Annotated in this window: 15 protein-coding genes and 1 tRNA gene; all 16 read left to right on the forward strand. The window is 35.1% G+C overall.

Annotation, left to right across the window (positions count from 1 at the left end):
• Nucleotides 1–92: 92 nt before the first annotated feature.
• On the forward strand, nt 93–482 hold the full coding sequence (locus ACTND6_RS09020) for a hypothetical protein (protein ID WP_441023770.1): 390 nt from the start codon (nt 93–95) through the stop codon (nt 480–482).
• Entirely contained in the window at nt 458–2,047 is a 1,590-nt protein-coding gene (locus ACTND6_RS09025) for a hypothetical protein (RefSeq protein WP_441023769.1), read from the forward strand. The genes ACTND6_RS09020 and ACTND6_RS09025 overlap by 25 nt, the downstream gene beginning before the upstream one ends.
• Before the next feature lie 78 nt (nt 2,048–2,125).
• On the forward strand, nt 2,126–2,755 hold the full coding sequence (locus ACTND6_RS09030; RefSeq protein WP_441023768.1) for a PIN domain-containing protein: 630 nt from the start codon (nt 2,126–2,128) through the stop codon (nt 2,753–2,755).
• A 619-nt stretch (nt 2,756–3,374) separates the two neighbouring features.
• Entirely contained in the window at nt 3,375–3,671 is a 297-nt protein-coding gene (locus ACTND6_RS09035) for a type II toxin-antitoxin system RelE/ParE family toxin (RefSeq protein ID WP_154477530.1), read from the forward strand.
• 29 nt (nt 3,672–3,700) lie between these two features.
• Nucleotides 3,701–4,753: a helix-turn-helix domain-containing protein gene (locus tag ACTND6_RS09040; protein ID WP_441023767.1), complete on the forward strand. Its 1,053-nt coding sequence runs from the start codon at nt 3,701–3,703 to the stop codon at nt 4,751–4,753.
• Between the two features lie 457 nt (nt 4,754–5,210).
• Entirely contained in the window at nt 5,211–6,248 is a 1,038-nt protein-coding gene (gene pheS / locus ACTND6_RS09045; protein WP_441023766.1) for a phenylalanine--tRNA ligase subunit alpha, read from the forward strand.
• A 17-nt stretch (nt 6,249–6,265) separates the two neighbouring features.
• Complete coding sequence (pheT, locus tag ACTND6_RS09050; RefSeq protein WP_441023765.1) at nt 6,266–8,653, forward strand: phenylalanine--tRNA ligase subunit beta; 2,388 nt, start codon at nt 6,266–6,268, stop codon at nt 8,651–8,653.
• A 295-nt stretch (nt 8,654–8,948) separates the two neighbouring features.
• Nucleotides 8,949–9,341: a type II toxin-antitoxin system HicB family antitoxin gene (locus ACTND6_RS09055; RefSeq protein ID WP_441023764.1), complete on the forward strand. Its 393-nt coding sequence runs from the start codon at nt 8,949–8,951 to the stop codon at nt 9,339–9,341.
• A 149-nt stretch (nt 9,342–9,490) separates the two neighbouring features.
• Complete coding sequence (locus tag ACTND6_RS09060) at nt 9,491–9,874, forward strand: type II toxin-antitoxin system RelE/ParE family toxin (protein WP_441023763.1); 384 nt, start codon at nt 9,491–9,493, stop codon at nt 9,872–9,874.
• Nucleotides 9,858–10,136 carry a helix-turn-helix domain-containing protein gene (locus ACTND6_RS09065; protein WP_320078989.1) on the forward strand — a complete coding sequence of 93 codons (279 nt, stop codon included), beginning with the start codon at nt 9,858–9,860 and terminating at the stop codon, nt 10,134–10,136. The genes ACTND6_RS09060 and ACTND6_RS09065 overlap by 17 nt, the downstream gene beginning before the upstream one ends.
• 235 nt (nt 10,137–10,371) lie before the next feature.
• Entirely contained in the window at nt 10,372–11,511 is a 1,140-nt protein-coding gene (locus tag ACTND6_RS09070) for a hypothetical protein (RefSeq protein ID WP_441023762.1), read from the forward strand.
• On the forward strand, nt 11,505–12,026 hold the full coding sequence (locus ACTND6_RS09075) for a zinc ribbon domain-containing protein (RefSeq protein ID WP_441023761.1): 522 nt from the start codon (nt 11,505–11,507) through the stop codon (nt 12,024–12,026). The genes ACTND6_RS09070 and ACTND6_RS09075 overlap by 7 nt, the downstream gene beginning before the upstream one ends.
• 207 nt (nt 12,027–12,233) lie before the next feature.
• A complete protein-coding gene (locus ACTND6_RS09080) occupies nt 12,234–13,859 on the forward strand; it encodes an ATP-binding response regulator (protein WP_441023759.1) in 1,626 nt (541 codons plus the stop codon).
• 150 nt (nt 13,860–14,009) lie between these two features.
• Nucleotides 14,010–14,240, forward strand: a complete 231-nt coding sequence (gene vapB, locus ACTND6_RS09085; protein WP_441023758.1) for a type II toxin-antitoxin system antitoxin VapB — start codon at nt 14,010–14,012, stop codon at nt 14,238–14,240.
• Complete coding sequence (gene vapC / locus ACTND6_RS09090) at nt 14,237–14,647, forward strand: type II toxin-antitoxin system tRNA(fMet)-specific endonuclease VapC (protein ID WP_441023757.1); 411 nt, start codon at nt 14,237–14,239, stop codon at nt 14,645–14,647. Before vapB ends, vapC begins: the two co-directional genes overlap by 4 nt.
• A 122-nt stretch (nt 14,648–14,769) precedes the next feature.
• Nucleotides 14,770–14,842, forward strand: a tRNA-Val gene (locus ACTND6_RS09095).
• Nucleotides 14,843–15,019 lie beyond the last annotated feature (177 nt).

Genomic DNA, 15,019 nt, shown 5'->3' on the forward strand with positions numbered 1-15,019 from the left:
AAATATATTTTTAAATCTCATCCAATGACCCGCAGACAGATTACGAATGCTTTGAATGCTGCTTTTCCTATTTTTGCTCAATAGTGAATCTGATGGTTAATTATGTAAATATTAAAGTTCAAAAGCATAATGATAAAACTGCATCTGATATTGAAAAAACTTTGAATAATATTGAAGAAGTTCTCAGAGATGCAAATAGTTATAAAAATCTCGTTGTGGATTTTGCTTCTGATTTCAGTATGATGGGTTTATTGATTTCCATTATTGAAAAAGTATTTGGTAAAGAGATTGGATATGACGAAAATAATAATTTAGTTATAAATGAAGCAAAAGAAACATTTGATAATTTATTATTTCTTGAAAAGGTTGAATTTGCAATATTTGAATGGTTTTTAGAACAAGTAGACCAATATAAACAAAATGGAAAGTTCAAAAAACAGCTTAAGAATGTTCTTGAATGGGAATCTATTGTAAAAAGCTAGAACCAATCATTAAAGATTTTTCTCAAATTAATCTATCAAAAAAAGAACTAAAACAATGGTTTGCTAACTTGATCCAAGATAAAAATCAAAGAATTTCTAAATTAGATTCTTTGAAAAAAGAAAATCTTCCAAACCAATTTAATTTGATAATGATTCATACTTATGTTCATATTAAAAATCTAATTGAACAAGTAAGAGAACATAAAATTACAACATTAGAAGGTCTTGAAATTATTAACTTCAATAGAATTGACAATGAAAGAGTAATTTTACGTTTAGAAACAGTATCTACCGGTGTTTTCTTTGCAATGGATGCTGGTGCAGCAGTAGTACTTGCTGGAGCATATGCCTATGGTTCTGGTGATATTACTGGTGCTGTAAAAATACTCGCCAATACAATTAATTTCTCTAATATTCTTACTTTTACATATGTTGTAAAACAAGATGCTACTTATATCAAAGAAGATATTGATGAAATTTTACATAAGGCAAAAATAGAAGTTGTTCATCATTGTAAAGATATCTCAGAAGATGAATTAAATTCATATATTTCATTAAATGATCCTGAAACTAGAATTTTATATTCACTCAAACTTCATATGATTGAAGAAGATATTCAATGTACAAAATTGAGTGCAGATCAGCAATTAAAGAATGAGTGGAAGAAACAATGGATGGAAGTTTCAAAGAACTCTTTGCATATGGCAAAACTCTATGAACCAAATATTCAAAAAGTTTATCAGGCATTAATTACACATGCTGAAAACACAATAGATAATAGAACATGGCTGTATAACATTGTTCTAGAATTGTGTCTTTTTAGTCCGTATTATCAAATTGATGAAGATGAAAAGAAATATAAAAAACTGAAACTAGTTAATAAGAATCTAGATTATATGAAGGACTATTTTTGTGAAGGACAAAAATATGTTTCTTTCAAAGAAATCAAGCAGTTTGAATCTCTATACAAACACTATCATGGCTATATAGAAAATAAGAATTTAAAAATGGCTGGAGCAGCTGGTGCAGTTGTTGCGGTAGGTGCTGGTGTTGGTGCAGGTGCCATGTTATTTGCTCCACAGATTGCAGTTGCTTTATTTGGTGGTGCTTTTCCTGGATTGCATGGTGCAGCATTAGTAAATGCAGCATTAGCAGTCGCTGGTGGTGGATCATTAGTCGCCGGAGGATTTGGTATGGCTGGTGGTTCTGTCATCATTGCTGGTGGTGGAGCTCTTTTAGGTATGAGTACAGCTAGTGTAGCAACAATGGGATTATTATCCTCTCCAAATTTCGTACAGGCAGATGATGCGAAGCTACTGGCAAAATGTAATTACGTATTACTGAATCAAATGCATAAAATAGATGTTGTTGTAGCGATTCAGAAAATGACAGAAGAAAGTTTAAATGACAGTAAAACACAACTAAAAGTTCTAGAAAGTGCAGAAGATAAATCTGATGAATGCAAGAAGACAATAGCTGCATTAAAGAAGAGTGTCAAATACATGGAAAGAACTAACGATGAATTGAAGAAATTAATTGCTAAAGAAGAGAAGAAGAGTGATTGACGAGTCGTAAATCTACGACTCTTTTCCCATTCCATCCTTCTTTAATGTTAAAATAATTTCATTGGAGAATAATTTACTATGAGAATATTTCTAATAGATACAGAAAATGTACACCATCATGGTTTAGATGGAATAGAAAAACTAGACGATACAGATCTAGTATATGTACTCAGTACACCAAACTTTAAGAAAGAAAAGGTAGAAGGCGATTTATTGCTAAAAGTAATGTCATCGAAAGCAAACTTTCATGTAGATGATTTAATATCCAATGGATCTAAAAATTATCTAGACTTTCAATTATGTACGATCCTAGGACAACTAATGGAAAGATATGTGAATGCAGAAGCTGTTATTATCAGTAAAGATAATGGATATACTGCAGTGATGGATTACTGGAAAAAGAATAATCGTGTTATCAATAAGGCAGAATCAATTCAAGATTTCTTTACGCCAAAACCAGCAGTTGTTGAAAAAGCTAAGCTAGATCCAAGTGATGCAAAAGGTGTAGCACAATATCAGAAACAGATTGCTACAATCATTCAACAACAATTTCCTGAAAAGAAAAAAGGAACAATTACAAAACAATCAAAAGCAGCAGCAAATAAACACACAAAGAAAGAATTAAAAACATATTGTGCAAATAGTTTAGGTGATAATGAATCAAACTATCAGCTGTATAGTAGAATCTGCCAGATATGGCCGTATTAAAAGATTAAAAAGATAATTGATGCTCCCTGACTTTGACAGGAATAAAAGGAATAGGAGTGAAATATATAGATTTTAGAGTATTTGATGCAAGAAAGTTTTCTGAGAACCTCAATAGCCCAAGCAATCACAACCGGAACAATTGAAGAGGGACAGAAGTATGGATATATTTCAACTTTTGAATTCAAACTTTCAGAAAATCTTAAAACGCATATTTTTGAGAATGCAGATGTAGACTGGTCACATTGTATTGCAGTTCATCGAAAGAAAACAAAGCTGTGGTGCAATGGTGGCATATATAGCTGAATTATATAGGGAAGAGTTAAAGAAATTCGAATATCAGATTTGAGATGAATGCATATCCGGATGGTGTTGAAAACTTCCGATATTATATCGTTGTTACAAAAATACAGAATTTGCACATGATATATCAGATAATCATTGCGTGCCACTATCACAGGAATTCTAAATTTCAGGGCAGTAGATTATCGTTTCTACTGTCCTATCTTTTTGTATATTGCAATCGATTTACCTCTCAGGTAAACCAATATCATTGTCATTTATAACAAATAAGGATATAATATTTTTACCTCAAAGGTAAATTTACAAAAGAGGTGACAGCTTGGAAATAACATATAAAACTCGCAAGATTGAAAAGGTGTGTACAATCGCTAGCGAAGCAGAAAAGAAATATGGTTCAGAAATGGCTGAAAAAATCCATCAGCGTATAGATGAAATAGATGCATCCGATACTGTTGAAGAGATGGTTCAATTCCATATTGGAAGATGTCATCCATTAAAAGGAAATCGCAAAGGTCAATACGCAATGGATTTAGTTCATCCCTATCGACTGGTTTTTGAAAAAATAGGGAATGAAATTCAAATTGCAAATGTAATGGAAATTGTAGATTATCATTAAATTTCCGTTTCATTCAGGGAGGTATTACGATGGTAAAAAGTCGCAGTTTTATTGCAACACCACCAGGAGCAACTATAAAAGAGCAGTTGCTTGATAGAGGACTTAGCCAGAAAGAATTTGCAGTACGCATGGGTATGTCCGAAAAACATATTAGCAAATTAATTAATGGCGAAGTTCAGTTGACTTCGGATGTTGCTGTTCGTTTAGAAATGGTATTAGGTGTTCCTGCTAAGTTTTGGAATAAATTAGAGGCCACTTATCGTGAAAAACTTGTAAAAGCCAAAGCTGAGAATGATATGGATGCTGATAAAGAACTTGCAAAAAAACTACCTTATTGTGAAATGTCTAAAAATGGTTGGGTTCCTGAGACCAGAGATACAACCGAAAAAGTTATTTGTCTTAGAAAATATTTTGAAGTTGTAAACCTTGGGATTATTAAGGATATGCAATTGTCAAAAATAGCATGTCGTAGATTAGCCGAAACAGAAAAAAGTAATCTTGCTCTATTGGCATGGGCGCAGAAAGCCAAACTAGAGGCGCGTACTATTGAGACTTCATTAGTTAATTTAGAAACGCTTAAGAAAAGTTTGCCAGAAATAAGAAGCATGACCACAATGAATCCTTCGGATTTCTGCCCTAAGTTGATTGAGCTATTATCCAGCTGTGGTATTGCACTTGTATTTCTCCCTCACATTGGAGGTTCTTTCCTGCATGGTGCAACTTTCTACGATGGAAAAAAAATCGTTGTTGGCTTAACAGTTCGTGGCAAAGATGCAGATAAATTCTGGTTTAGTCTATTTCATGAGCTTGGTCATATTTTACTTGGTCACATCAACCAGCCAAATGGAACAACCGAAGAAGATGAAGCTGCCGCTGACAGCTTTGCAAAAGAAACACTAATTCCAACAGAAGAATTCAACGCATTTACTGATCAGAATGATTTTTCAAAAGCAGCCATTTGTGCCTTTGCTCAAGAAAAACACATTCTTTGTGGAATTGTTGTGGGACGCCTGCAAAAGGAAGGTTTCATAAACTATAGTCGCTGTAATGATTTAAAGACCAAATATATATTATCAGCGTAAATATCAAAGAAGAATTATTTTTATACCTAGGAATCAGCAGTTATGAAGTAAGCGTCAAATAAATACCGTCTAGATAAAGAAAACCGAGATATCTCAATCAGAAGTCTTCAAAAAAGCAATGCTGGAAGTGATTGAAGAGAATAAGAAATAAATTTCTCAGTCCATTAATCATTGCATCAAATCTTTTAAAACGGTATAATGAAGCCTGTTAAAACGTTACGAGAAAAGAATATGGCTGAAAGAAGCATATCTCAGAGAGGAATCTATCTGCTGAAAAGATTCTGTTATGTGTTCAGTGAGTTCACTTTTCCATGTGAAGCTAATCCCTTCCGTTTAAACTCACGTTACGAGTGAATCAAGGTGCGTATCTATTATGATACGAATCAGGATGGTACCGCGTTAATTCAAACGTTCCTGTTTATGGAACGTTTTTATTTTTATCTGGAGGTTAAAAAATATGAGTGACAGAATCAGTGAAGTGCAGTCACAGGCGCTTGAAGCAATCAATAACGCAAGTGACTTAAATGCATTACAGGAAGTAAGAAACACATACCTTTCAAAGAAAGGTTTGATTCCTGCATTAATGAAAGAAATGAAGGATCTTCCAAAGGAAGAAAAGCCAGCATTTGGTCAGAAAGTCAATGTCTGCAAGCAGGAAGTCAGTGAAGCATTAGACAAGAAGCAACAAGAATTAGAAGTAGCTGCGACTGCTTTAAAACTAGAAAAAGAAAAGATTGATATTACACTGCCAGGTGATTCTATCCGTATTGGAACAAGTCATCCATTGATGCTCATCCAAAAGGAAGTAGAAGATTTATTCTTAGGTATGGGCTATAAGATTGCAGAAGGTCCAGAAGTTGAACAGGATTACTACAACTTTGAATTAGCAAACATTCCACAGGATCATCCAGCAAGAGATATGCAGGATACATTCTATATTGATCCAAATACATTACTCAGAACACATACAACAGCGATGCAGATGAGAGAATTAGAAAAGGCACATGGTCAAACACCTATTAAGCTCATCTGTCCTGGTAAGGTTTATAGAAGAGATGATGATGATGCAACACATTCACATCAGTTCATGCAGTGTGAAGGTCTAGTTGTAGGTGAACATGTTACACTTGCTGACTTGAAGGGTACACTTGAATTCTTGGCAAATAAGATGTTTGGTGAAGGCAGACAGATTCGTTTCAGACCATCATACTTCCCATTTACAGAACCATCAGTAGAAGTAGACGTATCTTGTCCTTTCTGTAATGGTAAGGGATGCAATGTATGTAAGGGCAGTGGATGGATTGAAATCCTTGGTGCTGGTATGGTTCACCCACATGTATTGGAAATGAATGGATTTGATCCTGATAAGTGCAGTGGATTTGCATTTGGTGTTGGTCTAGAAAGAGTTGCAATGTTGAAGTATGGTATCAATGATATTCGTAACTTCTATATCAATGATGCTAGATTCTTAAAGATGTTTGATAGATTTGACTAATCAGGAGGAAATTAGAGATGAGATTAAGTTATAAATGGTTAAAGGAATATGTAGATCTTTCTGATATTACTCCTGAAGAGTTGGCAGATAAGATGACTACTGCTGGTCTTGAAGTTGAAGGCGTTGAAGCAATGGCTTATGCTGAAGGATTGGTAATTGGTGAAGTTGTTGAATGTGAAGATGTTGAAGGTACACATTTACATAAAACACAGACATGTGTTGGTGACAAGACATATCAGATCATCTGTGGTGCACCAAACTGTAGAAAGGGTTTAAAGGTAATCGTTGCACTTCCTGGTGCTAAATTGCCTGGTACTACGATTGAAGCAAAACCATTACATGGTTTAGAAAGTAATGGTATGTTATGTGCTTTATTTGAACTTGGTGTTGATAAGAAGGCATTAAGAGAAGATCAGATCAATGGGATTGAAGAATTGCCTGAAGATGCACCTGTTGGTGAAACGGATGTTCTTGGCTATCTTGGTTTAGATGATACGATCTTAGATGTATCTTTAACACCAAATCGAGCAGATTGTTCCTCTATGTGGAACATGGCAAAAGAAGTTGGCGCAATTTTACATAGAGAAGTAAAATGGCCAGATTATGCAAATAAGGCAGATATTGGTGAAGAAGGTGACTTTAAAGTATTCACAAAGAGTGAAAAGTGTGGATGCTATTTAGGTAAGGTTGTAAACCATGTTAAGGTTGGTCCTTCTCCTAAGTGGATGCAGCAGTATTTGAATGCAGCTGGTATGAATTCTATCAATAACGTTGTAGATATTTCTAACTTCGTTATGTTGGAAACAGGGCAGCCATTACACTATTACAACCTCAAGAAATTACCTGCACATGAAATTACTGTTGTGGATGACAGAGAATTGAAAATGACAGCATTAGATGGTGCTGAATTTGATATTCAAAAGGGTGATATCTTAATTACTACAAATGGTGAAGCAACTGGTATTGCTGGTATCATGGGTGGTGAAGAAAGTATGATCGATGAAAGTACAGATAGTATCTTTATTGAAGCTGCGAAGTTTGATCATGCTTCTATTCGTAGAACATCGATTCGTTTGAATCTTATTACTGAAGCTGCACAGAGATTTACAAAGGGTATTGAAGAATGTGCAATGCAGAAGGCAATGGATCGTTCTGTTCAGTTATTAAGTGAATATGCGGATGCATCTGGATTTGAAAAGACAGTCATGGCTGGTGAAATGACATATAAGCCACAGACAGTTGTTGAAACATTGACACACTGCAATGGTTTACTTGGAACACATTTTACAATGGATGAAGTTGTAGATACATTGAAATGGCTGGATTTCAAACCAGAAGTCAATGGTGATGAAATTACTTGTCATATTCCTAGCTACCGTATTGATATTGAAGGAACTGCAGATATTGATGAAGAAGTCATTCGTTTACTTGGATTTGATTCACTGGAAAGTACATTGCCAAATGTATCTGCTACGGTTGGTCAAAGAAGCAATATTCAGCAGGTTCGTGCAATTACTAGAGAAGCAATGATGGCAAGCGGCTTAAATGAAATTGTTACATATACACTGGTCAATGAAGACTATGCAAAGAATGGTTTCAATGCATTGGAAAATCCAGTAGAACTGGCAATGCCTATGAGTGAAGCTAGAAAATATACAAGAACAAATCTCATTAACTCTGTTATGGAAGTTGTTCAGTACAATGAAGCTCGTTCTAATACAGACAATGCTTTCTATGAAATCTCTAAAGTATATGCTACGGGTGTAGAAGAAGAAAGACTTGCAATTGTATTAGATGGCAACTACATGGATGACAAGCTTAGACATGTTTCTCTCAAGGGTGACTTCTATGCAATGAAGGGTATTGTTCTCAACTGGCTGCAGAGACTTGGCTTTACTGGCTCAAGAATCAAGATTGAAGAAAACAAGATGGATACAACACATTTCCATCCATATAGAAGTGCTGTGATTTCTTTAGGAAACAAGAAGCTTGGTGTATTTGGTGAATTACATCCTGATTATGCAAAGAAGTTTGACCTAAAGAACGTTACATATGCGGAATTGACACTTGATCCAATCTTTGAAGCAAAGGCTGGAAGAATTAAATTTACAGAACTTCCTAAGTTCCCGGCAGTGACAAGAGACTTGGCATTTGTTGTAGATAAGCAAGTCAGTGCACAGGATATTACACGTGCAATTGCAACAGCTGGAGTTAAGAATATTCTTTCTAATGTTGAAGTATTCGATGTTTATGAAGGTGAACATGTTGCAGAAGGTAAGAAGTCCGTTGCATTGAAGTTGACATATCAGGCTGATCATACATTGAAAGATGATGAAATTACAGATGCATACAACAAGATCTTAGATAACTTAGCTAAGAGAGTGAAGGCAGAATTAAGAGCATAAGAAAATGAAATCTCAAAGATAGAAATCTTTGGGATTTTTTTTGGAATATGAATAAAAACTGTGAATATGTATAGTATAGAGAAGATGAATGTATGTTGTGTAAAATTACATAAAATGTACATTGACTTATATAATTTTATGCAATAGTATTCGTTTGGAAGGAGAAGGCTATGCCATTGACGCCAAATAACGATTACTATTCGTCGACATGCAAAAGAATTAGGAAAAGGGATTGAGGATGCAATTCTAAGAGAAGCTAATTTAAAATAATATTTCAACATAGCCAAAGAGACATATGAAAAAGTATTATCCTGCAGTATTTCATAAAGAAGAAAATTCATATTGGGTTGAATTTCCTGATTTGAAAGGATGTTTTTCACAAGGTAAAGATTTTCCAGAAGCATGTACAATGGCAGAAGATGCATTAGGAGAATGGATCAATGCACAAGAAGATATAGGAAATGTAATTCCTGAACCATCTTCTATGGAAGTCATTTCTAATCAATATCGAGATGAATGTGTTTCTGCAATTGCATATGATGATTATGCATGGAAAGAGGCACATTCTACAAGAGCTGTCAGAAAAGCAGTTTCCATTCCTGAATGGATGGATAAACTCGCAACAAAAAATGGATTAAGTCTTTCAAAAATTCTACAAAAAGCTTTAAAGAATGAATTGCATTTGTAATCCTGAAGATAGAAATCTTTGGGATTTTTTTGGAATATGAATAAAAGTTGTGAATATGTATATTAGAACACCAAAAAGTATTGATGAATGATAGCATTAATGCTATCATTCAGATGGAATGGTGTTTGTTCTAAGAAAGGATGAATACCATGTCATATACAATAGAATTTTATATTACAAAGAATGGTGAAGTTTTAATTTGGGAATTTTTGGAGAAACTGAGAAAGAAATCAAAAAATGATAAAAATGTACGCATTCAATATAGACAAATAAGTTTATATATTGAACTTCTTCAAAGAAATGGTGTGAACTTAAATGAAAATATCATAAAGCATTTAGAAGATGGAATATGGGAATTAAGACCAGGTGTTAATAGAATATTTTTCTTTTATTTTGAAAATGGCACTTATGTTTTGTTACATCAATATCGTAAAAAAACTCAAAAAACTCCTAAGAGGGAAATAAAAAAAGCGAAACAAGAAAGAAAAGAGTATTTACAAAAGAAGGAGAAAGAAAATGAAAACATGGAATGAATATAAAGAACATGTGAAAAATGTTGATCCTGATTTATCAAAAGATATTCACGAAACTGAAGAAATAGCTGCTGTTGTTTCAGCAATGGTTCAACAAAGAAATAAATTAGGTTTATCACAAAGAGAACTTGCACAGATGTGTGGAATCCCTCAATCATCTGTTGCAAGAATAGAATCAGGAAAAATTACACCAAATCTAGGAACACTTTTAAAAATATTTAGAAATTTAGGTCTTTCCATTTCTGTAGAACAAATGCATTAATGATTGTAGATCATCTAAAATTGTACAAAAAGCTTTAAAAAATGAATTGCATTTGTAATAAAGACATTTCATTTATTTAGGAAACCAAGCGAGAATCCTCGGTCATTCAATGACCGAGATGAAAGCGCCATTCTTCCACTTATTTCAAGATGAGAAACTCAATATTTTCGCATAAATAAGCTATATTTCATCGTTCTATCATGGTATAATATATGTAGTAAGTGAGACATATTTTATGCCAAAAGCATGTAAGAAAAAGAGTTCTGAATTTGAAGCTTCACCTGTCAAAAGCGTGTTTTTGTCTGGAAGACCAAACAAAGGAAAACTTGACTTGCTTTGGCAGATGGAACACAAATATATTGAACTGATCAACTTCAATATCGAGGCTTTGATGGCTGTTCCAGATATTCATGTACAACTTATCAAGAACGATAAGAAGGATTCTTATGTTCGCCAGATTCAAAAACAGTTCCGTCCTGAAAACATTAACTCTGCATTCTGTCAGAATGCATTTGATACTGCTTTTACAAAACTGTCAAACAGGCTGGATGCAATCCGTCTGGAAATGCTCAAGACAATTGATTCCATCTTCTGCCAGTCCAAGGTGCTGTTTGGCTTGTGCCTTGATGGTGTGACCAAAGATGAAATGACTGCCTGCCTGAATGAAGTTGTCAATGCTGTACGAAACAGGAAAGACACGGCTTTCTATCTGGACTGCATTGCACAGCTGCAGAACATGTCTGCTGATGAGTTCGAAGAACAGATGATTGAACTTTGTGATCTGTATGATATGGTTTCCGTTCAATTCAGGATACCTCATGTTATAAGTGAAGCGATTCCTTTTGACAGCAGACTGATGAAAATCGAGCCGTCTACCGATACTGCAATGCCGTATGTTATCACGCTCTCAAACCCTTTTGTAAAAGGTAGCCGTATTTCAATTCCAGTCAATACAAGCAGACATTCGCTGCATAAGATTCAGACTAACAGGATGGCTGCTACTGTAACAGTCAAGCTGGAAGGTACAAGAGTTCGTATTGGATGGTCTTATGCAAAATCATTCAGGAAGCCTGATACAGCCGTCTGTATGGGAGTAGATACAGGAATCAAGGATTCGTTCTTTCTGTCTGATGGACGTTCCATTGGATCCATGAAAGATGTCATTGATTACTACCATCATGATGTTGAACCAGCATTTGCACAGTTAAGCAGCCTGCGCAACAAGAAATGCAGCATCAGCCATTATGTGCGTCACCATAAGAACCTTCCTTTGGATGTGAGACGTTTTCTCATTCAGAAGATGGACAGACTGGAACACATGATACGCACAGCAGATGCACCGTATCGCAAGAAGCGTGCTACTACAATATGCTGAATCATGAAATCAAACAGGATGTAAAAGCATATATGTCATGTATCACACATGATACTTTGACTGTGCTTGAGCTGCTTGATATCAAGGAATTTAACAAGTCTCGCAAGTTGAATGGAGACTTGTCTGCATTTGCACGTGGCAGACTGCAGCAGAAGCTCATGTCTGAACTCAACTGGTATGGATATGACTATGTACAAATACCGCCAGATTTTAGAAGTCAGACATGCCCAATCTGCAGCTATCGTAATGCAGAAAACCGCAGTACAGTAAACAGTAAGCTTTTCAAATGCGGATGCTGTGGCTATGAGGATGATTCTGACCACATTGGTGCAGTAAACATCAGAAACCGTGCAGCAGACATGGAACTTCTTAAACTCTGCAAGGATGCAAAAAGCCACAAAGACATGCAATCCAGGCTGATCAGGCTTCTGGATGACAGACATCTTGAATGGCAGATGAAACAATTGAAAACATCGATTCTGCAGGAAACAGGAAACGCTGTTTCCGTTCTGTAGAACATATGAACTACCGCTTTCTGTATATGGCATGTCCATGTATGGAATGTAATAAGAAGATATGTGCTGATTCATAGCCCTTCGGACTGTAAGATTGGGTATATTTTCAAATTATCGGCTTGTGGTCAAGCATTTTGATGCTCGGCCATTCAATGACCGAGTAGCTCACAAACAGTGATAGATAAAACAGAAAAGTACATCATTGTGATGTCAGATTGTACAGAAGACAAGCAAAGAAATATGGCTTTATCAGAAGCTGTATGTGCTGCAGAAACCGCAAATCGTGCAAAGAGTACATTCCTTTCCAATATGTCTCATGATATCAGAACGCCAATGAATGCAATCATTGGATTTACTACACTTGCGGCAGGCAATATCGGTAATCAGGAAAAAGTACAGAATTATCTAGGCAAGATACTTGCGTCAAGTAATCATCTGCTTTCATTAATTAATGATATTCTTGATATGAGTCGTATTGAAAGTGGAAAAATTCATCTAGAAGAAACAGAAGTAAATCTTGCGGATGTTCTCCATGATGTAAAAACAATCATCAGTGGACAGATTCAAGCAAAACAGCTGGAATTGTATATGGATGTCATGGATGTTGTGGATAAGGATGTGTATTGTGATAAGACAAGACTGAATCAGGTTTTGTTGAATCTTTTATCCAATGCCATCAAATTCACACCATCTGGTGGAACGGTTTCTGTTCGACTTAGTCAGCTTGCAAGTCCTGGAAAAGACAGTGGACTATATGAAATTCGTGTTAAAGATAACGGTATTGGCATGAGCGAAGAATTTTTAAACATAATATTTGATTCATTTGAGCGTGAACGTACATCGACTGTCAGCAAGATCCAGGGTACTGGTCTTGGTATGGCAATTACGAAGAATATTGTAGATATGATGGGTGGAACAATCCAGATTCAGACAAAACAGGGAAAAGGAACTGAGTTCATTGTTCGTCTGCCATTACGCATACAATCTGTAAGTCATCATTCTGTAAAAATTAAAGAACTGGAAGGTTTGAAAGCTTTAGTTGTAGATGATGATTTCAATACTTGTGACAGTGTTACAAAGATGCTTGTGAAAGTTGGAATGCGTTCTGAATGGACACTTTCTGGAAAAGAAGCAGTTCTTCGTGCAAAACAATCCATGGAAATTGGTGATGCATTTCATGCCTATATCATTGACTGGCGTTTACCAGATATGAATGGCATTGAAGTAACAAGACAAATTCGAAACTTGGGAGATGATACACCAATCATTATTCTGACTGCCTATGACTGGTCTGATATTGAAGCAGAAGCAATTGAAGCTGGTGTGACGGCATTCTGTGCAAAACCAATGTTTATGTCTGATTTAAGAGAAACGTTAATGCATGCGCTTGGTAAAAAAATCTGTGCAGAAAATGAATCTGACAGTATACGGAAAGAAATTGATTTTCAAAACAAACATCTGCTTTTAGTTGAAGATAATGAATTGAATCGAGAGATTGCAGAAGCAATTCTTGAAGGGTATGGATTTGTTGTGGATGAAGCTGAAAATGGTGCAGTGGCTGTGGAAATGGTGAAGAGTGCACCTGCAGAAACATATGATTGTATTTTAATGGATGTACAGATGCCAGTCATGAATGGTTATGAAGCTACGAAATGTATTCGTGCATTAGGCAATCCTGAATTGAAGAATATACCAATTCTAGCTATGACTGCCAATGCCTTTGAGGAAGATCGCAGAAGTGCTTTGGAATGTGGTATGAATGGGTTTGTATCAAAACCAATTGAAATTGATGAACTGTCACGTGCATTAGAAAATGTATTACATAAAAAGTAGAGACGAAATGTAAGTAATCTCTACTTTTTTTTGGAAAGTGAATAAAAATTGTGAATATTAATGATAGGAGGATTTAAATTGAAAATGGAAAGAAATATTGAAAAGATATATACCAAGATATATACTTTGGATATCAGGAGGTATTTATCTATGATGACAGCGAAAGTATTTGAAAATGGGAGAAGTCAGGCAGTTCGTTTGCCAAAAGAATGTAGATTTCAATCGGATGAAGTTGCTATCAAGAAGATAGGAGATATTGTTTTGTTGATTCCAAAAGAGAATCAGTGGTCAGGTTTTATTGAAAGTTTAGATGCTTTTTCAGATGACTTTATGTGTGAAGAAAGAGTACAGTTAGAAAGTGAAACTAGAAACATATTATGAAATATCTTCTAGATACCAATATTTGTATTTACGCGATAAAGAATAAACCAAAAGAGGTTTTGGAGTGTTTATTTTTACATGATCCAAATGATATTTTTATATCTTCGATTACATATGCTGAGTTAATGTATGGTGTGAATAAAAGTAAATATCCTGTAAGGAATCGTATTGCGTTAACTTTATTTTTATCGTCGTTTGAAATCATTGATTTTGATGCATCAGCAGCAGAACAGTACGGTCATATTCGATCTTCTCTTGAAAGAGAAGGGAAAATCATTGGTGCAATGGATATGATGATAGCTTCTATTGCGCGTGCAAAAGATATGGTTGTTGTAACGAATAACACACCTGAATTTGAAAGAGTAGATGGATTGCATGTTGAAAACTGGGCAGTAAAAAAATTCTGAAGAATTAGTATGTGATCCATGGAAATGGACAAGTTAGAATTTAAGCAAAATAATCGTTGACTATTTATGAACATTTTGATATCATTCTTATTGCTTGATTGAGATATCAAGTTGAATGATATGGAGGTTTAGCTCAGTTGGGAGAGCATCTGCCTTACAAGCAGAGGGTCAGCGGTTCGAGCCCGTTAACCTCCACGAAATAAGATCAACTAGAAATAGTTGATTTTTTTGTCTGATAGAAAAAAGAGTGAAGTTTGATTACCAATGTCATTAAGTTAAGCACTATTGATAATTGGTAATCTCTATAGACAACAGTAAAACCAGGAATAGAACTGTCTTCTATCAGATAGCTATTCCTGGTTTTTGGCTTTT

The sequence above is a fragment of the Bulleidia sp. HCP3S3_C9 genome, from assembly GCF_052064035.1.
Lineage (GTDB): Bacteria > Bacillota_I > Bacilli_A > Erysipelotrichales > Erysipelotrichaceae > Bulleidia.